The sequence below is a fragment of the Ruegeria sp. C2 genome (assembly GCF_056537765.1).
Genome location: NZ_JBQFRZ010000001.1, coordinates 783141 through 807088, shown reverse-complemented (window position 1 = coordinate 807088; position 23948 = coordinate 783141). Strand labels below are relative to the sequence as shown.

Genomic DNA, 23948 nt, shown 5'->3' with positions numbered 1-23948 from the left:
CTGCCCCGCCTGCGCCTAACATAAGGTATGAGCGATAAGTTTCTGAAAAATACGTATGGATTGAACTCGGCCCAGGAAACCCGCGACCACTACCAGAAATGGGCGGCCTCATACGATGATGAGGTGGGAGAGCATGGCTACGTTACCCCGGATCGCGTTTCGGCTGCGCTGAAGTCGTATATGCCAGATGATCAGGTCCCTATCTTGGACTATGGCTGCGGAACTGGGCTGTCAGGCGTGGCGCTTTACAAAGCGGGCTTTCGAGTTATCGACGGGATGGACCCGACGCCGAAGATGCTAGAACAAGCCGCAGCCAAAGGCGTATACCGCAATCTCATAGGTTTTGAACTCACTGATCCCGAGCCGATCGAGGCAGGCTCCTACACCGCGATCACCGCCATCGGCGTGATCGGTTCGGGCGCGGCGCCGCCAGAGACCTTCGATCTGCTGATGAACGCTTTGCCACGCAACGGATATCTGGCGTTTTCGTTTAACGACTATACTCTGGCTGATCACACGTATACCTCTCGGCTGAATGACTGGCTGGACATGGGCCACGCGCGGCTGCTGTTTCGCGAATACGGTCCGCATCTGCCCGGCATGGACATGAAATCTGACGTCTACGTTGTTGAAAAAGCTTGACCTTCACCACCCGTTTTGCCCCATCTCCTACAGGACCTCTGCATCTTGGTCACGCCTATTCTGCGCTTTTGGCGCAGGATATGGCCAAAGCCGAAAACGGACAGTTCCTGCTGCGGATTGAGGATATAGATCAGTCCCGATCTCGCCTGCACTGGGAAGAGCAAATCTATGAAGACCTGTCTTGGCTTGGGTTGCGCTGGCCGCAACCTGTTATGCGGCAATCGAATAGGTTGCCGCGATATCAGCAAGCGCTAGAAGAGCTGATCAAGCAGAACCTGGTCTATCCTTGTTCCTGCAACCGCGCTGATATTGAAGCCGCCGCTGGGGCACCTCAGGAAGGTGTACCCCAATTCGGCCCGGATGGGCGCATCTATCCCGGCACCTGCCGGAAGCGCCCGCTTTCCGATGCTGGCGCAAACGATGTGTTGAGGCTCAACATGCGCAAAGCGCTTGAAGCGGCTGATCTAACATCATTTTGTGAAACCGGCCCCAAGTTCTTTGGAATGCATCATCTTCAACCCGAGCACTTGATCCATTCGGTCGGTGACATAATCCTCGTGCGCCGGAATATGGGAAGTTCCTACCATCTGTCCGTAGTCGTCGACGATGCCGATCAGTTCATCACCCATGTCGTACGCGGCGAGGATCTGTTCGACGCGACCCAAATCCATGTCCTGCTGCAGAGCCTGCTTGGCCTGCCTACGCCGGTCTATCACCACCATAGCCTGATCCGAGACGAGAACAGCAAGCGCCTTGCCAAACGGGACGACGCGCGCGCCATCACGATCTATCGAGAGCAAGGTACCTCCCCCGACGATATCCGAACGATGGTCGGCCTTTGACCCGGCGTCGCCTTTTCCTGGATACCAGTGCCGCGAGCGGTGTTCATTCCATCGGCGACATCAGCTCAACTTCGGTTCCGTCGCGCACAGCGGTGTAAAAACAGCTACGCCGATTGGTGTGGCATGCAGGCCCTGTCTGCCGCACAAGCACCAACAGGCAGTCCCGGTCACAATCGACGCGGAAATCCACCAGTTTCTGTACATGGCCCGAGCTTTCGCCTTTGATCCAGAACGCCTGCCGCGACCGAGACCAATAAGTCACGCGACCGGTCTTTAATGTGCGTTCAATTGCTTCGGCACTCATCCATGCCATCATCAACACTTCACCGGTACCCTCGTCTTGTGCAATCGCAGGTACCAGTCCTGCTTCGTTATACTTGAGTGTCGACGGATCGAACGAAACAGTTTGTGTCATGGCAAAAACCTTTTGCATCCCGGAACATGGTCACTATGTATGGGGAACAGCCAACGAGGGAAAGCCATGAGCGGCGAAACCGATCTGATCAAGCTATATTCAGGACGCATTCTTGCGCTTGCCGCTGATATCCCCCATCTCGAGCGGCTTGAAAATCCGGACGCAACCGTAAAGAAGCGCGCGCCGCTTTGTGGCTCGACAGTGACTGTGGACGTTAAGGTCGAAGACGGGCGGATTTCTGATTTTGCACAGGATGTGAAAGCCTGCGCTTTGGGTCAGGCTTCGGCTTCGGTGGTCGGAAGCGCGGTGATTGGCGCAACCCGAGCTCAGGTGGAAACCGCGCGCGAGCAATTGTCTGCAATGTTAAAGAAAGACGGCCCTGCCCCCGATGCACCGTTTGACGGGCTTGAGGTGCTGATGCCGGCGCGCGACTACAAAAACCGTCACGCCTCAATTCTTCTGGCGTTGGAAGCCACTGCCGAGGCTATGGAACAAGCTGAACAGGCCAACTGCGCCTGAGCGTGGTCTTTTTCGACAAACCCGTCTAATCTCCGCCAAAATCCGGGGGAGTAAGGCGTGGAAAAACTTCTTGAGCATTTCGTGACCCTCTGGGTTGTTATTGATCCAATTGGCACGATCCCCGTCTTCATAGCGGTCACCGCAAGCGTCGGGGTCGCTGCCCGGCGTAAAACCGCTCTGCTGGCTGCGCTCGTCAGTGCGGGTATACTTCTGTTCTTCCTCGTCTGTGGGCAGCTGGTGATTGAGGCGCTGGATATCGGTCTCAATTCCTTTCAGGTCGCGGGCGGGATTATTCTGTTCCTGTTCGCGCTGACCATGATCTTTGGCGAAAGCAAACAGGATATCGAACAGCGCGAGGCTCAGGAAGATCTGCAAGACAGGATGCATAAGACCAATCCTGCGATCTTTCCGCTGGCGGTTCCGTCCCTCGCCTCACCTGGCGCGATGCTGGCGATTGTCGTGCTGACCGACAACAATCGTTACAGCATTGCCGATCAGGGCATAACCGCTCTGGTGATGTTGGTGGTGATTGCCATTGCCTTTGTGCTGATGTTGCTGGCCGAGCCCATCATACGTTGGATCGGACATTCGGGCGCCGCGATCATCAGTCGGATCATGGGGATGATCCTGGCCTCGGTCGCGGTGAACTCTGTGTTGTCGGCGATGCTCGAAATCATCAAAACCGGGCAGCTATAAAAAAGCCGCCGCTCCTTCCGGGCGGAAAGGGCGGCGGTAGGTTGTGCGTGTCTCACGTAGGGTCCGGATTTCCGCGCGGGGCCGAGGCTGGCCCCTTCAAGGGGTTTGGGACAGGCAGGTCACCCTTGACTGAGATGGGGAAACAAGCGCGGTGCTATCGGCATGAGATCGCAGGCAGAAAAGCTTAAAACCCCGTCGGCAGGTGAAGGGCAACCACCAGCATGACCACCAGAGAGACTGCGCCTACAGCATCCTGCAAAATCGTTGCTTGCGAACGGCTGAAAGCGGTCTTGATCTGGGCCAGCATGGTCTCACCTCCGGTCGGGTTTAATCTTTTGTTGACCTTTTGTTCTCATATTTTGGAGAGTCGGTAAAGAACTTTTTGAGAACATTTGCGAACTTTTGAGGATTTATGACTTAACCCACTGAAATCAAACGGATTGCCTGATCCTGCTTCATCAGCCACAGAAGAACACGCGCGGCCTTTCCCCGATCTGAGGTCAAGTCCGGGTCGGTAGTCAGCAATGCGCGCGCGTCGGATTGGGCAACGGCCATCAACCCGGCCTGTCGCTCAAGATCTGCGATGCGGAACTTTGGTAACCCCGATTGTGCGGTGCCAATCAGATCCCCAGCTCCGCGCATCTGCAGATCGGTCTCGGCGATCCGAAACCCGTCTTCGGTCTCACGCAAGACCTCCAACCGCTTGCGCCCACCTTCGCTGAGCGGTGGCTGATACATCAACAAACAGGTCGAGGCATCCTCACCCCGCCCTACGCGACCGCGCAGCTGGTGCAATTGCGCCAGCCCGAAAATCTCGGCCCGCTCAATTACCATAATGGTCGCGTTGGGCACGTTCACACCCACCTCGATCACGGTTGTGGCCACCAGAACCTTGGTCTGCCCAGATTGGAACGCCGCCATGGCAGCGTCTTTCTCAGCTGGTGGCATTTGCCCGTGTACAAGCCCTACGACGCCATCGCCCAACAGCGCGCGCAATCGTTTAAACCGCTCCTCAGCCGCTGTCAGATCGGAAACTTCAGACTCGTCCACCAGAGGGCAAACCCAATAGCATTGCTTGCCCGCTTCAATCGCGCCCCGGAGATGGGCCACGACCTCATCCATGCGTTGCGTGCTGACGATGGCGGTTTTGATCGGTTTCCGGCCCGGAGGTTTTTCGTCCAGAACCGAAACATCCATATCCCCGTATTGTGCCAAAGCCAGGCTGCGCGGGATCGGAGTCGCCGTCATCACCAGAACATCTGCGCGCTGCCCTTTCTCGGACAGTTCCATCCGCTGACGGACGCCAAAGCGGTGCTGTTCGTCGACAATCGCCAACCGCAAAGCGTTGAATTCGACATCGCTTTGGAAAACGGCATGGGTGCCGACGAGGATTTGGATATTTCCCTGTTTCAATGCCGCCAGCTTGGCGCGCCGTTCTGCACCTTTGTCTCGTCCCGTCAGGATTTCGAGCACAACGCCAGCTTCCTCGGCCAACGGGCGCAACCCTTCCAAATGCTGACGGGCCAGAATCTCGGTTGGGGCCATCATTACGCCCTGCCCGCCTGCCTCGACGGCGACGAGCAAGGCCATGAACGCCACTAGTGTCTTGCCAGCCCCCACATCACCCTGAAGCAACCGATTCATTCGGCTGTCCGAGGCCATGTCTGCCGAGATTTCCTCAATCGCGCGCGTCTGCGCCCCGGTTGGACGGTACGGCAGGCTTGCCAATACCCTGGACTGCAGCGCACCTGTTCCGACACTGACGACCCCACGGGTCTTGCGTTCCTTTTGACGCGCGATCGCTAAAGTGAGCTGGTGCGCCAGCAACTCATCATAGGCCAACCGTTCACGCGCCGGAGCAAATGAGGCCACATCATCAGCACCTTTCGGGTGATGCGCCGCTTGCATCGCTGCTTGCCAATTCGGCCAGCTTTGCTGAGCGACCTGGGCTGGATCAGCCCACTCAGTCAAAGCAGGCGTGCGTGCCAACGCGCTTTGTGCAGCTTTGTAGGCCGTCTTCTGAGTGACGCCTTGTGTAAGATGGTAAACAGGCTCGAACTCAGGCAACTCGCCTGCACTTTCAGGGGCCACGACATGGTCGGGATGCACCATCTGCGCCATGCCATCGAACAGCTCAAGTTTGCCCGACACCACTCGGCGCGCGCCCTGCGGCAGTATTTTCTTCAGGTAGTCCCCGCGCGCATGAAAAAAGACCAGCTGGAAATCGGCCTGAGCATCTTCGACGTGAATACGATAGGCACCGCCCTTGTTGCGAGGAGGTCTGTGCGGGCCGACGGTCACCTCCACGGTCAGGGTCGTTGGTAAATCCGCGCCTTGGATCGTGTCTCGCCGCCTGCGGTCGATCACTGCATAGGGCAACGCGAACAGCACATCACGCGGCGACTCGATCCCGAGCTGCCCCATCAGCTGCGCCGTCTTGGGACCAACACCGTCGAGCGTTTCAAGCCCTGCGAACAGCGGAAAGAGTTGTTCGGGTCTGCCGCTCATGCATCCCCGATCAGCTGCAGCCAGCCATCTTCGTCGAGTGTTTCTATACCCAGATCTGCTGCCTTCTTCGCCTTCGATCCGGCCCCGGGACCAGCTACAAGAAGATCAGTCTTCTGACTGACCGAGCCGGATACTTTTGCGCCCAACGCTTCAGCCCGTGCCTTGGCCTCGGCGCGGGTCATCTTTTCCAGCGTTCCGGTAAATACGACGGTTTTGCCCGCAACCGGGCTGTCCGACGACGGCGCCTCGGGTGGAACAATCGTCAGGTGCGCGCGTAGATCGTCAAAAGCCTTGCGCTCTTCGGCGTTAGCGAAAGCGTCGGATAGTGACAGGCCCAGAGTGGCCCCTATTCCATCGATCCCAATCAGATCGGACCATGCATTTGCAGCTGAGGCAGGTACGTCCAACCGCGCCACGGCCGCATCGCGCGCTTCCTTCAGCCGTGCGCGCCGACCCTCGGCACTGGCGGCGATCCGTTCAGCCTCTTCCGCTTCGTCTGCCGCCCGCTGCGCCAAGGACGCAGGGCGTGCAGTGTCAATCGCTGCGGCCATAACGTCCCAATCACGGTAAAACAGCGCTAAATCGCGCGCGCCGACCTCACCGACATGGCGAATACCAAGGGCAAACAAAAGTCTTGCAAAGGGAATTGTCCGCTTTTCATCGATGGCCGCAAACAGGTTACCAGCCGAGGTGTCGCCCCAGCCATCCCGATTCTTCAGGCGCGCCAGATTGCCCGCATCACGATCCTGCAGCGTGAAGATGTCAGCAGGAGTGTTGATCGGCAGGATCGAGTCGCTATGGAACATCTCGATCTGTTTTGCGCCCAAACCTTCGATATCGAAAGCCTTGCGCGACACAAAGTGTTTAAGCTTCTCAACCGCTTGTGCCGGACAAATTAAACCACCGGTGCAGCGCCGAACCGCATCGCCCTCTTCCCGGATCGCATCGCTGCTGCATTCGGGACATTTCGACGGGAAATCATAGGGCTCGGCATCGTCAGGCCGCTTGGACAGGTCCACATCCGAGATCTTGGGGATCACGTCGCCCGCGCGATAGACCTGCACCCAATCGCCGACACGAATGTCCTTGCCATCGCGGATCACCCCGCCTTTGGCGTCTCGCCCGGCGATATAGTCCTCGTTGTGCAAGGTCGCGTTCGAGACAACCACACCACCAACCGTGACCGGGTGCAACCGAGCAACCGGGCTGAGCGCTCCGGTTCGGCCGACCTGAATGTCGATCGCCTCCAGCCGCGTCCAGGCAAGTTCTGCCGGGAATTTATGTGCTATAGCCCAACGAGGCGTCGTCGAGCGAAACCCCAGACGAGCCTGCAGGCCAAGGTCATCGACCTTATAGACCACGCCATCGATATCGTAGCCCAAGGTTGCGCGCTGCGCTTCGATCTCACGGTAGTGTTCGAGCATCTGATTTGTCGTGGCACACAGGCGGGTCAAATCGTTGACCTGAAATCCAAACTCTCGGAGTCGCCCGATCGCTGCCATCTGCGTTTCCGCTAATGGTTCGGACAGCGTCCCCCAGGCATAAGCAAAGAATCGCAGCGGTCGAGACCGGGTGATTTCTGAATCAAGCTGCCGTAGGGACCCCGCCGCCGCATTGCGCGGGTTTGCGAAAGCTTTTCCACCGGTTTCGGATTGCCGAACGTTCAGCGCGTCGAAGTCCTGATGAGACATATAGACTTCGCCCCGAACCTCCAGAATCTCCGGGGCGCCCTCAATCCGGTGTGGGATATCCTCGACCGTACGGGCGTTTGCGGTGACGTTTTCGCCGACTTCGCCATCCCCGCGCGTCGCAGCCTGCACCAGCTCGCCGCCTTCGTACCGCAAAGACAGGGACAAGCCATCGATCTTGGGCTCTGCTGTATAAGCCAGCGATGCATATGTGCTCAGGCCCAGATATTTGCGAATCGAGCGGTCGAAATCGGCGACGTCGTCGTCATCAAAGGCGTTGCCCAACGACATCATACGCATCGAATGGGTCACCTTGGCAAACCCGTCTGCAGGGCGTGCACCGACCTGATCCGAGGGGCTGTCGACGCGCTTTAGATTCGGAAACCGGTCCTCGATTTCGGCATTTCGGCGCTTGAGCGCATCGTAATCTGCATCCGAAATCTCAGGGGCATCTTTGGCATGATACAGATCATTGGCGCGCAGCAAAGCCACGGCGAGCCGAGCAAGTTCTTCCCGCGCTTCGTCTTCGCTCAAATCAGCTACCGCGATGGTCTTGCTCATGTCCCCGCCCTGTCACGTTGTCTTGGACCCCAGTGATAGGGCGAGGCCATGGTCAGGTCCAGTGTTGTGCTGAGCCGCGAGTGGGATTGCCGCCCTGGACCGGCGGTGGCAAACTTCTTGTGCGTTCAGGCCCCAACCGCGATGCGGGTTTCGTCGACGCTGCCCGACTGTGGATCGCGCAGGACATAGCCACGGCCCCAGACCGTCTCGATATAGTTCTCTCCACCCGTGGCATTGCTGAGCTTCTTGCGCAGTTTGCAAATAAACACGTCGATGATTTTCAGCTCGGGCTCATCCATGCCGCCATAGAGGTGGTTGAGAAACATCTCTTTGGTCAGCGTCGTACCCTTGCGCAGGCTCAAAAGCTCGAGCATCTGGTATTCTTTGCCGGTCAGATGCACGGTTTTGCCGCCAACCTCGACCGTTTTGGCATCCAGGTTTACTGCCACCTGACCGGTATGGATCACCGATTGCGAATGACCTTTGGAGCGACGGATGATCGCGTGAATACGCGCCACAAGCTCTTCGCGATGGAACGGCTTGGTTAGATAATCGTCCGCGCCAAAACCGAAGCCCTTGATCTTGCTTTCAGTATCGTCAGCACCCGAGAGGATCAGGATTGGCGTTTCAACCCGGGCAATACGCAACTGCCGCAGCACTTCGTGTCCGTTCATGTCCGGCAGATTCAGGTCCAGGAGGATCAGGTCATAATCATACAATTTGGCCAGATCGATCCCCTCTTCACCCAAGTCTGTCGCATACACATTCAGATTCGCATGCGTCAGCATCAACTCGATGCTTTTGGACGTGGTGGGATCATCCTCGACAAGAAGTATTCGCATTCAACTGCTCCAATTCGGTTAAAATCTTCGGTTCGAAATGAGACTGGTCAAAAATGGTTAACCTGCCGTTACCGTTGATTCATTTATTCATGTTCTCCTTTAGGTTGTCGATATTTTTTTAGCGCCGTGACCTTGAGTGCATCAGCTCCATGTTCGGCTACGGCAGAAACCCAGGCATTGAACTCTTCATCACTAAGCCCGTATCGCTTTTTGGCATCAGACAAAGAAATCAGACCGTACAACACGCCACGCACGACAACGATCTTACGTGATGCAACCCAGCGTCGTGTGTCCGCAGGTGGCAGATCTGCCCGCGTCAGAACGGTTCCATCTGGTAAGGTGACTGACCTTGGCCCTTCCACTTTGTGCAAATACATCTGTTACACCTTCTTTTGCTGCGACAAAGCTGCACCCAGCCTACTTAAAACAGCGTGAAACCGCCCCTTGAGAGTGTGTAGAATTTTCCTATATTCTGCCGGTCTTCTTTAATCCTGACTGGAATCGATATGGCCCTCGATACCGAGACCCCGCTGAACTCGCTTGGCTTCGCCAAACCGCCCTCGGAAACGCGGGTGGTGGTCGCCATGTCCGGAGGTGTGGACAGTTCGGTCGTCGCCGCGCATCTGGCAGAACAAGGCTATGACGTGGTCGGGGTGACCTTGCAGCTTTACGACCACGGCGCAGCGCTTGCCAAGAAAGGCGCCTGTTGTGCTGGGATCGACATCCACGACGCACGGCGCGTGGCCGAGGAGCGCGGGTTTCCGCATTATGTCCTGGATTATGAAAACATCTTCAAGGACGCGGTAATTGATGAGTTCGCCGATAGCTATCTGGCTGGCGCGACCCCAGTGCCCTGCATCCGCTGCAATGAACGGGTAAAGTTCAAGGACCTTCTGGAAACGGCGAAGGACCTTGAGGCCGATTGCATGGCCACCGGTCATTACATCCAGCGCAAGATGGGCCGCAATGGCCCGGAACTGCACAGCGCCGAGGATGCCAACCGCGATCAGTCTTATTTCTTGTTCTCCACCACGCCCGAGCAACTGGATTATCTGCGCTTTCCTTTGGGCCATCTTCCCTCCAAGGACGCCACCCGCGAGATGGCGGCGCAGTATGGGTTGGCCGTAGCAGACAAGCCGGACAGTCAGGACATCTGTTTCGTGCCCAACGGCAACTATGCCAGCGTGATCGAAAAGCTGCGCCCCGGTGCGGCAGAGCCCGGCGAGATCGTTCATGCCGATGGCCGCGTACTGGCGCAGCATGATGGTGTGATCCACTACACGATCGGTCAGCGCCGCGGTCTTGGCATTGGCGGCCTCAGCGAACCGCTCTACGTGGTTAAACTGGACGTGGACAAGAAGCAGGTCGTCGTCGGCCCAAAAGAGATGCTGGCCACCCGCGTCGTACCCGTGCGCGAGATCAACTGGTTGGGCGATGAACCCTTCACCTCGCGCGACGAATGGCATCTGTCGGTAAAGGTCCGCTCGACCCGGCCGCCGCGTGAGGCGATCATTCGCCCCCTTTCCGACACAACGGCAGAGGTCGAATTGCTGACGCCGGAAGAAGGGATATCGCCCGGTCAAGCCTGCGTGTTCTATGCAAGCGAAGGCAGCCGGATTTTTGGCGGCGGCTGGATCTGGCGTGGCTATTAAGCCGAAATCGGATCGACCTCGGCCTCGATCTGTATCTGAAGCGCATCGTTGAAGCGATTGAATGCGCCGGTAAGAGCGATGCGCCAAGTCAGCTCAACGATCTGCGCATTGCTGAACCATTCACGCAGGTCCGAAACCTCAGAATCGCGCATCCTGCCTGATCGTGTCGTCACCGCTTCGGCAAACCGGACCACCGCTTTGTCACAGTCGTCCAGTTCGGGATGATCATCGACATCGGGCAAACGCGCCGCGCCTTCCGGGCTTAACCCCGTCACAGTCAGCAGCGGTGTATGATGCGACACGCAATAGTCGCAGGCGTTCAGCTTGGAAACAGTTACCATCGCCAATTCGAGCGCACGTCTCGGCAGATTTTCCTGAGCGCGCAATGTGGTCAGCAGACCCGTCACATGCTCAAGCACCGGCGGGCAATAGGCCGCGACGCGTGCCCAGTTATCGAATGGTCCATAGCCCTGCAGCGCCGCAAGAGACGCGCAGGCCGCGTCGGTCATTTCATCATCGCTCAGCGGTGGGATTCGGGTCATGGGCTATCTCCTTCGCAGCCAGCATATCCAAGCCTTCAGGTGCTGCAACAGATGCCGACCGATCACAATACGTTGGTTACGTCAGATCAGAGCACATCAGTTGGTGAGTTGAACAGGATGTAGAGCCCGACACAGACCATTATGTAAGGTGCGACCCGATCCATCCGGGCCACCTGCGGGCCAAGGCTTTTGGCCCGTGGCGCACCCCATGTTGCAACGGCAACCAATATACAGGCAGCGATGGCGGCTCCCACCAAGGCGGCAATACGGAACGATGGCGTCGAATCTGCTAACAGCGGGGTCATGACCGCAAAGCTGTCGACCGACAGGCTCAGAAATAAGGTAATAACTGAGCTAACGGCACCTTTGGAACTTACGTCATCCGCTTCGGTCCCCCGAAACTGCAGCCAGATTCCGCGCAGGCCGAAGATCAACGGAACGATACCAAGGTATCCGATCCACTCGGGAATACCGCTCTGATCCAATCCGACCGCAACGGTCATCGCGAGAGATAGGACAATGGCCTGTGCGATGGCAAAGCCGACGATGGCGCGGCGTTGTTCCATGATCAGGATCAGGCCCAGCAATACCGCCAGATTGTCGAGGTTCGTCGACACCATCGCCACCCCAGCCGATATGGCGAAAAGGACATGCTCGAACATGGTGCTACGACATCCGTTCCAGGATTGCGCGCGCTGCTCGTAGGCCGGGGGCCTCGCCGCCTCGCCCCAGACGCTGCATCGTCTCAGCCATCGCCTGTTGCTGGTTTCCGGGGGTCGCCGCGACGGCTCTTAATGCATCAGCAATCTTGCCGGGTTGGCAGTCGTCCAGCAGACATTCGGGGACCGTTCGTGTTTCTGACACCAGATTGACCAGAGTGACTGTGTCCAGTTTCACCATGCGCTTTGCGATCAGCGTGGTTAGCCAGTTCAGGTTATAAGCAATCACCATCGGTGTCGCCTGCGCCGCGAGCTCCAGAGAAACGGTACCAGACGCCGCAAGCGCAAGATCAGCTGCAGCAAAGGCTGCCCGTTTCTGCGCCTGAGCCTGAACCGAGGGCAATTCTCGTGGATCGATAACAACCGGCTGACCCGGCCAATCCTTCACCTGCTCAGCAACCGCATCCACCATATGTGCAACGGCGGGAACAACAACGCGCATGTCAGGCCGATCTTGCAGAAATTGCCCGAGAGCGGCGCCAAATATCGGCGCCAACCTTTCAACCTCACCCCGTCGAGAACCGGGCAGCGCAAGGATAATCGGCGCATCACCCAGATCGTGATCGGCGCGAAACTGCGCTACGTCCTGATCTGTGGCGACGGGTTCGTTCACAACCGGATGGCCAACGAAATCGCACTCCATTCCGGCGCGTTCCATATATGGCGGTTCGAACGGCAACAGGACGAGGACGTGATCAATCACTTTCGCCATTTTATCGGCACGCCCCGGCCGCCAAGCCCAAACGCTGGGCGCAACATAGTGCACGGTGCGGATGTTGCTTTCGGCCTTTACCAGCTTCGCGACACGTAGGGAAAAATCCGGGCTGTCGATGGTAATCAGAACATCCGGTTGCGTCTTAAGCACGGCCTGAGCGGTTTCGGCTATACGACGTTTGAGGTGAAAGAACTTGGGCAGAACTTCAACCAGCCCCATGACGCTGAGTTCCGACATGGGAAATCGGCTGCTCACCCCCTGCGCCTGCATCAAGGGACCACCCACGCCGTCAAACGTGACGTCAGGAATCAGCGCGCGCAGACCTTCCATCAACGCGGCCCCTAAACGGTCGCCCGAAGGTTCCCCGGCGACCAGAAAGACGCGCATCAGACCGCGCGCTCACGGACCTGCAGGAACAGGCCAAGACGATTGCATTCTTCGATGACACGGTCGCGCTGCAGCACGATGACACCGCCCTTTTCGATCACAATACCGCCCAGACCAGCGGCCACAGCGCCAGATACCGTATCGGGCCCGATGGCGGGCATATCTGCACGTCGGTCCTGATCGGGCTTGGGGCCTTTGAACAGAACACCACCGCCCGCATCCGGGCGTTGCGTCAATGACTGCAGCATCCAAGCAGTGCCATAGATGCTCTCAAAGGCCAGTGCCTGACCTTTCAGGACCACGCAGGCCTGACCGATATCAGCGGCCCCCATCGCGCGTAGAACTCCCGCCGCCCGATCTGCATCGGCCAGATCGGACTCGGACGGGTGGACCTCGGTCAGGCAACCGAGCGGGGGTAGCAGGTCCGGTGCAATCTCATGGGCAGCCCGAACGGCCAGCCCGGCATCTTCAAATATGCCGATGACAGCTCGCAATGCGCCATCATCGCCCGACATGATCGCCTTCTGCAAAATCGGCACTAAGGGCATGGTCGCGGCATCAATCCGTGCGGGATCAACAACGGGGCGACGAACTGCGCCGGCCATGCAGATCTCGGTGATCCCACGCGCTTTGAGGTCAGCAATGAAACTGCCCAACTGTTCCAGCGGAAAGATCACGTCTGCTGTCAACGTATCGGGCTCGAATCCCTCCATCGCGCAGATCAGCGGACGCTCGGACAGGCATCCAACCACCGCGTCCGGCAACACACCCGTTCCCGCGATCAAGGCCAGCATCGGACTACTTCCTTGGTGTCAGGAATGAGCGATCGGTCTCGCCTGTTACGAAATCGACGATCTGACGTACATATTCGCTTTCGGCATCGTCGCCCAACCTCTTGGCGCGATCCATAAAGGTACCCTCACCTTCAGACAGTTCGCGGAAGGCGGCGCGCAGGGCCGAAATATCCGCCCGGGTCACACCCCGGCGCTTCAGCCCAACAAGGTTCAGGCCATCCAATTCACCCCGAGGAGCCTGCACAAGGCCATAAGGAATGACGTCATTGGCCACCATCGTCAGAGCGCCGATGATCGCGCCGCGACCCACACGAACCCATTGATGCAGACCAGAGATCCCGCCGACGATGACGTCATCCTCGATAATGCAATGCCCGGCCGCGCCTGCGTGGTTCACCATGATCACGCGGTTTCCGATCTGCACATCATGCGCTACATGAACGCCGGCCATCAGCAGACAATCGTCCCCGATGCGCGTGACACCTCCACCGCCTTCGGTGCCGGTATTGACCGTGACGTGTTCGCGGATACGGTTTCGCTTGCCAATCTCCAGGCGCGTATTTTCACCACCAAATTTCAAGTCTTGCGGAATTTCTCCGACAACCGAGAAATTGAAGATTACCGTATCTTCACCAACGCTGGTATCGCCGGTCACCACAACATGAGATTTCAGCTCAACCCGATCACCCAAACGGACCTGCGATCCGATGTAACAGAAGGGACCGATGATGCAGCCCTGCCCGATCTGAGCCCCGTCTTCGATAATGGCGCTGGGATGGATACCGCTCATGTCGTCTTTTCCATATCCCAATCGACATAGGCCGAGAATTCGGCCTCGGCGGCAACTTCGCCTTCAACGGTTGCGCGACCGCTGAATTTGAAGATTTTACCGCCTTTCTTGCCACGCACCGTTTCGACATGCATCTCAAGTACGTCGCCAGGCACAACCTTGCGGCGGAACTTACACTTATCGATGTTCATGAAGTAGATCAGCAGCTCACTGTCGATCACGTCCATGCCGACGCCCAACATGACACCGGCGGTCTGCGCCATCGCCTCGACAATCGTGACGCCGGGCATGATTGGAGTGCCCGGAAAATGCCCCTGAAAATGGGGTTCATTCATGGTGACGTTCTTGATACCAACTGCGGATTGATAGCCCTGGATGTCCACGACCTTATCGACCAGCAAAAACGGATAGCGATGCGGCAATATCCGCTGAATCAGCTGAATGTCGGCGCTCTTGGATTCCGTGGTCATGGTTTGGATGTCCTGTTTTGGATGTCTCGTTCAAGCGTGGTTAGCAATACCGATACGTAAGGGCAAGTCAGCCTATTCGCCGCTGGTGCCGCCAAGTGCGCTACCGTCGCCAATCGCAGCATTGATGCGTTCAATCGCGGCGTCCGTGATGTCTGAGGCGTCCGTGCTAAGCACAACCGTCGCCCTTTCAATCACTACCGAAGCCTGGGATTCGCGCAGCAACTCGATCAGAACAGGCTGCGCCAGTTCGAAAAACCGGCCGCGCGCCTCTTCACCGCGCCGCGCCAGAAGGTCCAGCTTGGCGCGCTGACCCTCGCGATGGGACTGGACCTTTTCGTCAAACGCCTCTGCCAGGGGTCGAAACTCTTCAGCCGACAAAGACTTACGCTTTTCGGTCAGGTCTTTTTCTTCCTCGCTCAACTCAGAAACGATCCGCTCGTTCTCCTGAGCCAACAAGGCGCTCTCGGTCTCGATTTCACGAAATACCCGCTGACCAAAAGCGGATTCGGCGAAAAACCTTTCGCTGGAAATTGTCAGTACGCCGGTTTGAGGCACACCAAGCTGCTGTGCCCTTACGGGCAATGCAGACAAAAAGACCAAAATACACAGGGCCCAAAAAGGGCCCTGCAATAACATTATGTTCCTGTTACGCATTCGGGATCAGAACTGAGCCTGAATGGTCAGGTCGAAGTTCCGCTCGTTATCGAACTCTTCCTTCTTGAGAGCCTTCGAGAAGTTGAAGCGCAGTGGACCAAAGGGCGTGGTCCACAGAACCGAAACGCCGATGACATGACGGATCGAACCGTTGGCACCCACAATATCAGATCCTGCAGTGTTCACGTTGTCAATGTTGTAGAGATTGCCAACGTCATAGAACACACCGCCCCGCAATCCCAATTCCTCGGGCAGGCCCAGCGGGAAGTCGGATTCGAAACGAGCTACCCAATAGTAGTTACCCCCGATCGCGTCATCCTGGCCATTCGAGAGATCACGCGGGCCGAGACCAGCGGGCTCAAAGCCGCGGAACGTATTCGGACCCAGCACGAAACGGTCGATTGTTCTGCTGAAGTCGTCACCAGTCCAATTCAACGCCCCAAGTTCCAGACTGGCGCGAAGCACAACTTCTTCATTCCATACCCGCTTTTGCGCGATGGCGCGCGCGGTCGTCTGAATGAATTCGTTGTCACCACCAAGTCCGGCCGCATCCACACCAACCTCGAAAAGAACACCAGCTGTTGGATTCAGCCCGCCCAAACGGCTGTCATAGACATAAGACAGGCCAATCGAACTCGTGGTGCGTTTGCCTTGGGCAATTTCCGAGGCAATCACAGCACCGTTGGTTTCGTTGCTTTGCTGTGTCATCTCGCTGCGGTCCCACCCATAGCGCAGGCGCAAAGCCGAAAGCTCACCGATGGCATAGCTGATCTGAGGGTTGAAGAAGACCGTTTTCGTATCAAAGCTGGCAAAGCTCGAGTTCGTGGTAGAAAGCCCCAAACCCAAATCAAAGCGCAGCTTTCGGCCCAACAGATAAGGCTCGGTAAAGTTGATCGAGTATTCTTCCGAATCCTGCGCAGTCGACAGGGTCACACCCAGATTCTGCCCACGTCCCAGAAAGTTGGATTCATTCAGACCAATTGCGATCCCGAAGCCATCTGTGGCCGAAAAACTACCACCAAGGCTCAGCGACCCGGTTGGTTGTTCTTCAACATCGACGTCAACAATAACCTGGCTGGGTGTCGACCCTTCACGTGTCTCCACATCCGCGACCGAGAAGAAGCCAAGCGCACGAATACGCTCAGCGCTCTGGCGAATTTCACGAGGATTGAACGGGTCACCTTCGACCGTATCAAACTGGCGTCGGATGACACGGTCCAGAGTGGTCGTATTGCCTTCGATATCGATCCGCTCCACGAAGATGCGCGGCCCGCGGGTCAGTACGAACTGCACGTCCAACGTCAGATCTCGCGCGTTTCGGGTGATACGAGGCTCAACGCGCAGGAAGTCGACGCCGTTCTTGATCCCCAGCCGCTCCATCCGAGCGATCGAATTTTCCACCAGCGACGGCGAGTAGATAACGCCGGGTTTGATTTTCAACGCGTCTTGATAGACCGCAGGGTCCACACCCGGAATTTCGCTCACTGTGGAAATCTGGCCAAACGCGAAACGCTGGCCTTCCGTAATATTCATGACCAGGAAAAAGGCGTCACGTTCACGCGTAAATTCAACATTCGCGCTGTTGACCCGAAAATCGACATAGCCCCGCGACAGATAGAAATCGCGGATCACTTGTTTGTCGAACTCGATACGGTCCGCGATGAAAGTGTCTCCACGCAGGAACGTACGAAGGAAGTTCGCCTGCTTGGTTTCGAGCACACGGCGCAGACGACGGTCCGAATAGGCCCGGTTGCCCACGAAGCTTACGCGCTCCACCTCGATGGTCGTGCCTTCGGCAACCTCAAAAACCAGATCGACCCGATTGTCGCTCCGGCGAATGATGCGCGGGATAACAGTGGCCGACACCCGGCCTTGCGAGGAATAGATCTGAGCGATCAGCTCGGCATCCGCTTCGGCCACCTGCGGTGTGAAAACGCGCCGTGTCTCGGATGAAATCGCGTCCAGTAGAACATCGTCTTTAACACGGCGGTTACCTTCGATGCTGATCTGGTTGATTGTCGGGTATTCTTCGACCTCGATAACCAGGGTATTGCCACGCGGTGTCAGCTCGACTGTCTCAAAAACACCACTGTCAAGCAAACGCTGGAAGGCGTCGTTCAGCTCTCCAGCACTTACCGTCTGCCCTGGCTCGATTCCCGTCCGGGCGATGATGGTCGAGGTTTCGATACGGCGATTGCCTTCAACATCGAAGCTGTTGATCGTATAAGACTGCGCCTGTGCCGGCTGCGGCAATACCAGTAAACCCGGTATAGCAAAGAAGAAAAAGAACGTTAGTGCCTGCCACAAAATATTGTTTTGCCGCCCGCGAGAGCCGCAGTATGTGCCCGTGCCTCTGCTGTCAGTCATTTTTGTCACTACCCAGAATTTTCAGACTTTAGCTGCTGAGTAGCCCGATTGTGGCATCATGTCAAAAGCGCAAAACGTAAAAAACGGCCTGCAGGCCGTTCCAAGATGTCACAGTGGTGCAGAAAGAATCACAGACCGACGAGATACCCGCCAACCGCCAGCGCCAATGCTGTGACTCCAAAGCTGAGCAGCACATCCCAGTTCAACAGAAACAGATAGCTGAAGCTCTGATACGATTTCTGCAGTGTCTTGGTCATAGCCCTTGAGCCCATTCTTTAAAATGCACCCAAGAGCATAGGACCGAAATGAGGCAATTTTGCGTCCGAACCGTGCCGTGCCTGCCTTAATCAGCAGAACAGGTCATTGCTGACCGAAAAGATCATCAAAGACAGGATCAACGTTACTCCGATGCCCATCAGAACACGCAGCGCCTTGTCGCTGGGCGGTTTACCGGACACCGCCTCATAGGCGTAAAACAACAGATGTCCGCCATCCAGCGCCGGGATTGGGAAAAGGTTCAAAAGGCCTACCGCAGTGGACAACACAGCGATGAAAAAGATGAAGCTTTGCGTACCCTGGCTGGCCATCGCCCCCGATACTTCGGCAATCCCAATTGGCCCGGAAATGTTGCAGGTGCTGATGGCCCCCGTAATCATATGCCATATGCCCGAAAGTGAGCCTTCGATGATGCGCCCGGTCTGAGTGACACCACCTTTTAACGAGTCCCAAACTCCGGCCGGAACCTTCTCGGGTTCAATCATCATGCCGCCGACGATGCCAATACGCCAATGGGTGACAAATCCGCCTTCCGGCTTTGGTTCGTCCGTCCGGCGCGGGGCCAGAGCGAACTCCAGATCTGCGCCGTCGCGCCAGACCGTCAGCAACAAAGCCCGACCATCCGAGCCTTCGACATGCTCCTTCAGTTGATCGAAGGCAAAGATCGGATCACCATCAACAGCCGTGATGACATCGCCTGACTGCAACTGGATATCCATGGCTGCGCTGCGTGGCGCAACTTGTTGAATCAAAGGTGGAAACAGCCAAGGACCCTGGACGTCAATCGTCTCACCATCGCGGATGACCGTATAGTCCAACTCCGGCAGTACCGGCAAGGCGTCGATAAAGTCCGACCAGTTGTTCTCGTCGTCGAAATCCGGGGTTTGCAGCCCGGCGATGGCGATGATTTCATCGCCCTCCTGTAAACCTTGCACCGTCCCCGGTAGCGGTTGCAGTGCACCAACCGTAAGTGGTTCACGCGACACACCGTCTGACCAGAGAACCAGGCCAAACACCAAAATCGACATCGCGAAATTAAAGATCGGTCCAGCCGCCACGGTCGCTGCGCGCGCCCAGAGCGGGGCACCATGCATCGTGCGACGCAGTTCTTCCGGGCTTTGATGGGCGATGTCGGCCATCGCTTCTTCATCTTTGCCCGAAGCGGCATTCGCATCGCCCAGGAACTTTACATAGCCTCCGAACGGAAGCAGCGCGATTTGCCAGCGGGTGCCGCGCTTGTCGATGCGGCTCCAAAGCACAGGACCAAACCCGATCGAAAAAACTTCGGCATGAATGCCTGACCAGCGGCCAACAATATAGTGCCCGTATTCATGCACTGCTACGATCGCCGAAAGCGCCACAACAAAGGCCAGGATCGTATAGAGAAGATTGCCGAATTGCGGGATCAGAGAGAGTATGTCCAAAGGTGTTTATCCTGCTCGTTGCAATACGGTTTCATCGACCCATTGCCGTGTCAGATGGTCCGTTTGCTGCACATTATCAAGTGTCAAAGGGGCATCAATAAGGCCGTCCGAGGCCTCAAATCGATCAAGCACTGCAGCCACTGCATCTGCCATATCCAAGAACCCGATCCGGCGCGCAATGAAATGGTCCAGAGCACGTTCCTTGGCCGCGTTGAAGATTGCGCCGGACAGACCACCGCGTGCCATAACCTCTCGCGCAAGCCGCAGGGCGGGATAGCGCGTCTCGTCCGGCGCAACAAAGCGCAGTTGCCCAAGTTTGGCGAGGTCCAGTCGCTCGACCGGCAAATCGCGCCGTTCAGGCCAATGAAGCGCATATCCGATTGCATGGCGCATATCCGGCGCTCCGAGATGTGCCATCAACGCACCGTCCTGAAACCCAACCAGCGCGTGGACGATTGATTCAGGATGAACCAGTACTTCAATTCGGGAAGGGCTTACTCCAAAATATTCTTTGGTTTCTATGACTTCCAACGCTTTGTTGAACATCGACGCGCTGTCGATCGTGATCCTTTGACCCATATCCCAATTTGGGTGACTCGAGGCTTGCTCGACCGTGGCATTGGCCAAATCAGCCAATGGCCAATCGCGGAATGCCCCGCCACTGGCAGTTATGATAACCCGCTCGACGCAGTTGATGTCCTCGCCCACAAGCGCCTGAAACACCGCCGAATGTTCGCTGTCGACGGGCAACAGCTTTGCGCCGTGTGCTCGAGCAGTGTCCAGCACCAGTGAACCCGCGCAGACCAGCGTCTCTTTGTTGGCCAGCGCGAGTGTCGCGCCCTGTTTTAGTGCTTCGATCCCCGGAGCCAGCCCGGCTGCGCCAACGATGGCCGACATGACCCAATCCGCCGGGCGCGTGCCTGCCTCAATCAAAGCCGCCTGCCCCGCAGCAGCCTGAACGCCGCTTCCAGCCAGAGCGTCACGCAGATCATCCAACCGATCTTCGAAGGCGGTCACCGCGATATCGGCGCGCAGACGTTTGGCGTCCTGCGCCAACTGGGCGATGTTACCAGCACCGGTCAACGCCACCACCTTGTAGGCGTCGGGATGTCGTGCGATCAGATCAATGGTGTTCTGCCCTATCGATCCGGTCGCCCCGAATATCGATACTCTGCGCATCACATGCCTCCGGGTGCGTATATCAGCCCTGCAATCAACACAAAGACCGCTGCGCCCATCATGCCATCAAAACGATCCAGGAACCCTCCGTGCCCCGGGATCAGGTTCGAGCTGTCTTTGACCCCAAGCTTACGCTTCACGGCGCTTTCGACGATGTCGCCGGCCTGGCTGGCCATTGAAGCAAGCACCGATACCAGAACGAAAGCTGCCCCAAAGCCCACATAAGCGGCGAAGATAACCCCGACCAACGCGGCAGCCAGCCAGCCTCCGACCGTACCCGACCAGGTCTTCTTGGGGCTTACCTTTGGCCAGAACTTAGGTCCACCCAGCGTTTTGCCTACAAAATATCCCGCGACGTCGGTGGCGACCACGATCAGGATCAGCCAAACCATCCAGCCGAACCCCATATTTTCTCGGATCGAGATGAAGCCCAACCCCGAGGCCGCAATCCAGAACGCAAACATAACATAAAGTCCGCGCGCGCGGCTGACCTGCCCCGCCCCAACCAGAGCCGGAGCCAGCAGGAAAGGAAGTTTGTAAAGCGGAGGCAAATGATAACTCAGGATAACGGCAACGCCAGTCAAGATCGCAAGCTGAATGGCGACGCCCTTACGGTCGGGGTCCACCATACGCACCAGTTCCCAGGTCATCAGACCGCAGGCTGCGGCAATGAATACCTCGAACCACAGTCCGCCCAGCCAGACTTCGATCGCGCCGATGATGACGAGTACCGCAGCCGACAGGACCCGGGTGGTCAGATCAGACCATCGGCCATCAGTCATGCTGGAACCGCTCCAAACCTCCGCTCGCGCGCGCCATAACTGCGGCACAGGCGCTCGAGCTCGGCGGCGGTGAAATCGGGCCACAGCGTATCGATGAATTCATATTCGGAATAGGCGGATTGCCAGAGCAGGAAGTTTGAAATTCGCGCCTCGCCACTGGTCCTAATCACAAGATCCGGATCCGGAAGTACGCGCGTATCCAAGTACTTAGGTAGAGTTTCCTCATCCACGTCTTCGGGCCGCAGGCGCCCCTCAGACACATCACGAGCCAGACGTTTGGTTGCGCGAGCCACCTCATCACGCCCGCCGTAGTTAAGGGCTACGGTCAGATGAACCAGATCATTATCCTGCGTCTCTCGCTCCAGCGTGTCCATTAACTCGATCAGCTTTGTGTCCAGACGCACGCGATCGCCGATGAACCGCACCCGGATACCATTGTCCTTCAACGTCTTGGTTTCTTTGACGATATACCGACGAAACAGGCTCATCAGACCAGCTACTTCGGCCTGCGTGCGTTTCCAGTTTTCCGTCGAAAAGGCGAAAATCGTGAGGTATTTGATCCCCAACTCGGGGCAGGCCTCAACCACTTCACGCACACGGCGCGCGCCCGCGTGATGGCCAAACAACCTGGGCCGCCCGCGCGCCTGCGCCCAGCGGCCATTCCCGTCCATGATGATGGCCACATGGCGCGGCCCTGTATCGAGGGCGGTATGGGGATCTTTCGGCATGTTTCGCGCTCAGACCTGCATGATCTCGGCTTGCTTGGTCTCAAGCGCATCATCAACGGCTTTGATCATCATGTCGGTCAGGTCCTGCACCTCGGCTTCCCAGAGCTTCTGGTCATCCTCGGACAGACCATCGGCTTTGCCCTTCTTGATCTGATCCATGCCATCGCGCCGAACATTACGGATCGAAACCCGCGCGCTTTCTGCATATTGTCCGGCAACCTTGCCCAGCTCTCGGCGGCGCTCTTCGTTCAATTCCGGGATCGGCAGCATGATGATCGTGCCATTCAGTTGAGGGTTGATCCCCAACCCGCTCTCACGGATTGCCTTTTCAACCTTTCCCACCAGCGACTTGTCCCAAACATTGACCGTCACCATACGCGGCTCGGGCACGTTCACTGTCCCTACCTGATTGATCGGCGTCATCGAGCCATAGGCGTCAACCATCACCGGTTCGAGCATTGAGGCCGAGGCCCGCCCTGTCCGAAGCGATGCGAATTCGGTTTTGAGGTTTGCCATAGCGCCGTCCATGCGGCGTTTCAGATCATCGGTGTCCAGGTCAAAATCATCAGACATGCTGCTCACTCCCCGTCTTCAGGTGCTGTTCGGATGGGTCTTAAGCCATCACAAATGGGATGTATAGCAATCATGGGCAGGAATTGTGGCAATGACCAGAACTGTTTCTGGTATCTTCTGCACAATCACAACGACAAAGCCGGTCGGATGGCGTACCCGACCGGCTTCAGGCACTGGTGCTGATCAGCTGTTAACGTCGACCACGACGCGCCCTTTGACCTGCCCGTTCAAAATATCTGCCCCCAATGCGGGCAGATTTGACAATGTTGCCGGATGCACCATGGCTTCAAGCTTATCCATCGGCAAATCGGTTGCGATGCGCTGCCAGGCCCGCACGCGGTTGTCATATGGCTGCATGACGCTGTCGATCCCAAGCAGGTTGACCCCGCGCAGAAGAAACGGAATCACTGTCGCTGGCAAAGCAGCCCCTCCGGCAAGGCCAACAGCCGCAACCGAGGCGCCATATTTCATCTGCCCCAGAACCCGCGCCAACATGGCACCGCCGACGGCATCCACACAGCCAGACCAGGTTTCACTCTCCAATGGGCGCTTGGTGGTTTCGTTTAACTCATCCCGAGGCACAATTGTCGTCGCTCCCAGCGAGGTGAGATACTCTGCCGTCTCCGGGCGCCCCGTGACAGCGGCAACTTCATAGCCAAGATGTGCCAAAATCGCAGTCGCGACCGAGCCTACGCCGCCGGCGGCCCCCGTCACCAGCACCGGGCCATGCCCCGGCTCCAAGCCATGATCTTCAAGCGCCATAACGGCCAGCATCGCGGTGAATCCAGCGGTCCCAACCGCCATCGCCTGACGTGCAGACAAACCTTCTGGCAGAGGTACAAGCCAATCTGCACGCGCGTTGGCCTTTTGGGAATATCCACCCCAATGCGCCTCTCCTACGCGCCACCCGGTCAGCACAACCTTGTCACCGGGTTTGTATCGCTCGTCCGAAGACGCCTCGACCGTCCCCGCATAGTCGATCCCTGGAATATGAGGGTAACTGCGCACCAGTCCGCCCCCTTTGGGCGACATGCACAGACCATCCTTGTAGTTCACGGTCGAATAATCGACAGCAACCGTCACCTCGCCCGCAGGCAAGTCATCCACGCTGAGCTGCTTGACCGACGCGCTCGCCAGCCCGCTCTCTTCATCCTTGTCCATGACCAATGCGTTAAACATCTGA

26 protein-coding genes are annotated in these 23948 nt (G+C 57.4%); 5 read left to right on the top strand and 21 right to left on the bottom strand.

Annotation, left to right across the window (positions count from 1 at the left end):
- Positions 1 to 27 precede the first annotated feature (27 nt).
- Positions 28 to 642, top strand: coding sequence for a class I SAM-dependent DNA methyltransferase (locus ACR0IV_RS04040; protein ID WP_480657716.1), 615 nt, complete (start codon positions 28 to 30; stop codon positions 640 to 642).
- Positions 639 to 1484: a tRNA glutamyl-Q(34) synthetase GluQRS gene (gluQRS, locus tag ACR0IV_RS04035; RefSeq protein WP_480657718.1), complete on the top strand. Its 846-nt coding sequence runs from the start codon at positions 639 to 641 to the stop codon at positions 1482 to 1484. Before ACR0IV_RS04040 ends, gluQRS begins: the two co-directional genes overlap by 4 nt.
- Positions 1485 to 1527: 43 nt before the next feature.
- Here the strand turns inward: gluQRS and hisI are convergent, their stop codons facing one another.
- Complete coding sequence (gene hisI, locus ACR0IV_RS04030) at positions 1528 to 1917, bottom strand: phosphoribosyl-AMP cyclohydrolase (protein WP_480657720.1); 390 nt, start codon at positions 1915 to 1917, stop codon at positions 1528 to 1530.
- Positions 1918 to 1965: 48 nt separating this feature from the next.
- Here hisI and ACR0IV_RS04025 point away from each other — a divergent pair, with 48 nt between their 5' ends.
- Together ACR0IV_RS04025 and ACR0IV_RS04020 are read left to right on the top strand one after the other, a co-directional pair.
- Positions 1966 to 2418, top strand: coding sequence for an iron-sulfur cluster assembly scaffold protein (locus ACR0IV_RS04025; protein ID WP_480657721.1), 453 nt, complete (start codon positions 1966 to 1968; stop codon positions 2416 to 2418).
- A gap of 57 nt (positions 2419 to 2475) precedes the next feature.
- The gene (locus tag ACR0IV_RS04020; protein ID WP_480657722.1) at positions 2476 to 3114 is read left to right on the top strand and encodes a MarC family protein; all 639 of its coding nucleotides are present in this window, start codon (positions 2476 to 2478) and stop codon (positions 3112 to 3114) included.
- Positions 3115 to 3298: 184 nt separating this feature from the next.
- Here ACR0IV_RS04020 and ACR0IV_RS04015 read toward each other — a convergent pair whose 3' ends face one another.
- The 5 genes from ACR0IV_RS04015 to sciP form a co-directional block, all read right to left on the bottom strand.
- The gene (locus ACR0IV_RS04015) at positions 3299 to 3421 is read right to left on the bottom strand and encodes a hypothetical protein (RefSeq protein WP_480469848.1); all 123 of its coding nucleotides are present in this window, start codon (positions 3419 to 3421) and stop codon (positions 3299 to 3301) included.
- Between the two features lie 110 nt (positions 3422 to 3531).
- Positions 3532 to 5622, bottom strand: a complete 2091-nt coding sequence (gene recG, locus ACR0IV_RS04010; RefSeq protein ID WP_480657724.1) for an ATP-dependent DNA helicase RecG — start codon at positions 5620 to 5622, stop codon at positions 3532 to 3534.
- A complete protein-coding gene (gene ligA / locus ACR0IV_RS04005) occupies positions 5619 to 7871 on the bottom strand; it encodes an NAD-dependent DNA ligase LigA (RefSeq protein WP_480657726.1) in 2253 nt (750 codons plus the stop codon). Before ligA ends, recG begins: the two co-directional genes overlap by 4 nt.
- Before the next feature lie 125 nt (positions 7872 to 7996).
- Positions 7997 to 8713: a response regulator transcription factor CtrA gene (ctrA, locus tag ACR0IV_RS04000; protein ID WP_480469851.1), complete on the bottom strand. Its 717-nt coding sequence runs from the start codon at positions 8711 to 8713 to the stop codon at positions 7997 to 7999.
- An 83-nt stretch (positions 8714 to 8796) separates the two neighbouring features.
- Positions 8797 to 9090: a CtrA inhibitor SciP gene (gene sciP / locus ACR0IV_RS03995; RefSeq protein ID WP_480469852.1), complete on the bottom strand. Its 294-nt coding sequence runs from the start codon at positions 9088 to 9090 to the stop codon at positions 8797 to 8799.
- 129 nt (positions 9091 to 9219) lie between these two features.
- Between sciP and mnmA the strand changes: the two genes are divergently transcribed.
- Complete coding sequence (mnmA, locus tag ACR0IV_RS03990; protein WP_480657728.1) at positions 9220 to 10365, top strand: tRNA 2-thiouridine(34) synthase MnmA; 1146 nt, start codon at positions 9220 to 9222, stop codon at positions 10363 to 10365.
- On the opposite strand, the gene ACR0IV_RS03985 is transcribed toward mnmA, so the two are convergent.
- The 15 genes from ACR0IV_RS03985 to acuI all read right to left on the bottom strand — a co-directional run bounded on the left by ACR0IV_RS03985 (position 10362) and on the right by acuI (position 23944).
- Positions 10362 to 10907: a carboxymuconolactone decarboxylase family protein gene (locus tag ACR0IV_RS03985; RefSeq protein WP_480657729.1), complete on the bottom strand. Its 546-nt coding sequence runs from the start codon at positions 10905 to 10907 to the stop codon at positions 10362 to 10364. The genes mnmA and ACR0IV_RS03985 overlap by 4 nt on opposite strands.
- Before the next feature lie 86 nt (positions 10908 to 10993).
- Positions 10994 to 11569: a hypothetical protein gene (locus ACR0IV_RS03980; protein ID WP_480657731.1), complete on the bottom strand. Its 576-nt coding sequence runs from the start codon at positions 11567 to 11569 to the stop codon at positions 10994 to 10996.
- A gap of 4 nt (positions 11570 to 11573) precedes the next feature.
- Entirely contained in the window at positions 11574 to 12728 is a 1155-nt protein-coding gene (gene lpxB, locus ACR0IV_RS03975; RefSeq protein WP_480657733.1) for a lipid-A-disaccharide synthase, read from the bottom strand.
- Entirely contained in the window at positions 12728 to 13522 is a 795-nt protein-coding gene (locus tag ACR0IV_RS03970; RefSeq protein ID WP_480657734.1) for an LpxI family protein, read from the bottom strand. The genes lpxB and ACR0IV_RS03970 overlap by 1 nt, the downstream gene beginning before the upstream one ends.
- A gap of 4 nt (positions 13523 to 13526) precedes the next feature.
- The gene (gene lpxA / locus ACR0IV_RS03965) at positions 13527 to 14312 is read right to left on the bottom strand and encodes an acyl-ACP--UDP-N-acetylglucosamine O-acyltransferase (protein ID WP_480657736.1); all 786 of its coding nucleotides are present in this window, start codon (positions 14310 to 14312) and stop codon (positions 13527 to 13529) included.
- Positions 14309 to 14782: a 3-hydroxyacyl-ACP dehydratase FabZ gene (gene fabZ, locus ACR0IV_RS03960; RefSeq protein WP_480657737.1), complete on the bottom strand. Its 474-nt coding sequence runs from the start codon at positions 14780 to 14782 to the stop codon at positions 14309 to 14311. Before fabZ ends, lpxA begins: the two co-directional genes overlap by 4 nt.
- A 72-nt stretch (positions 14783 to 14854) precedes the next feature.
- Complete coding sequence (locus ACR0IV_RS03955) at positions 14855 to 15337, bottom strand: OmpH family outer membrane protein (RefSeq protein WP_480692628.1); 483 nt, start codon at positions 15335 to 15337, stop codon at positions 14855 to 14857.
- Between the two features lie 105 nt (positions 15338 to 15442).
- Positions 15443 to 17803 carry an outer membrane protein assembly factor BamA gene (bamA, locus tag ACR0IV_RS03950; RefSeq protein WP_480469861.1) on the bottom strand — a complete coding sequence of 787 codons (2361 nt, stop codon included), beginning with the start codon at positions 17801 to 17803 and terminating at the stop codon, positions 15443 to 15445.
- A gap of 128 nt (positions 17804 to 17931) precedes the next feature.
- Positions 17932 to 18060 (bottom strand): hypothetical protein, encoded by a 129-nt coding sequence (locus tag ACR0IV_RS03945; protein ID WP_480469862.1) that lies wholly within the window; start codon positions 18058 to 18060, stop codon positions 17932 to 17934.
- A 90-nt stretch (positions 18061 to 18150) separates the two neighbouring features.
- The gene (gene rseP / locus ACR0IV_RS03940) at positions 18151 to 19503 is read right to left on the bottom strand and encodes an RIP metalloprotease RseP (RefSeq protein WP_480657740.1); all 1353 of its coding nucleotides are present in this window, start codon (positions 19501 to 19503) and stop codon (positions 18151 to 18153) included.
- Between the two features lie 6 nt (positions 19504 to 19509).
- The gene (dxr, locus tag ACR0IV_RS03935) at positions 19510 to 20682 is read right to left on the bottom strand and encodes a 1-deoxy-D-xylulose-5-phosphate reductoisomerase (protein WP_480657741.1); all 1173 of its coding nucleotides are present in this window, start codon (positions 20680 to 20682) and stop codon (positions 19510 to 19512) included.
- On the bottom strand, positions 20682 to 21464 hold the full coding sequence (locus tag ACR0IV_RS03930; protein WP_480657743.1) for a phosphatidate cytidylyltransferase: 783 nt from the start codon (positions 21462 to 21464) through the stop codon (positions 20682 to 20684). Before ACR0IV_RS03930 ends, dxr begins: the two co-directional genes overlap by 1 nt.
- Positions 21461 to 22192 carry an isoprenyl transferase gene (locus ACR0IV_RS03925; protein WP_480657744.1) on the bottom strand — a complete coding sequence of 244 codons (732 nt, stop codon included), beginning with the start codon at positions 22190 to 22192 and terminating at the stop codon, positions 21461 to 21463. Before ACR0IV_RS03925 ends, ACR0IV_RS03930 begins: the two co-directional genes overlap by 4 nt.
- A 9-nt stretch (positions 22193 to 22201) precedes the next feature.
- Positions 22202 to 22765 carry a ribosome recycling factor gene (frr, locus tag ACR0IV_RS03920; RefSeq protein WP_480657745.1) on the bottom strand — a complete coding sequence of 188 codons (564 nt, stop codon included), beginning with the start codon at positions 22763 to 22765 and terminating at the stop codon, positions 22202 to 22204.
- A gap of 183 nt (positions 22766 to 22948) precedes the next feature.
- Positions 22949 to 23944: an acryloyl-CoA reductase gene (acuI, locus tag ACR0IV_RS03915; protein ID WP_480657747.1), complete on the bottom strand. Its 996-nt coding sequence runs from the start codon at positions 23942 to 23944 to the stop codon at positions 22949 to 22951.
- Positions 23945 to 23948: the final 4 nt, after the last annotated feature.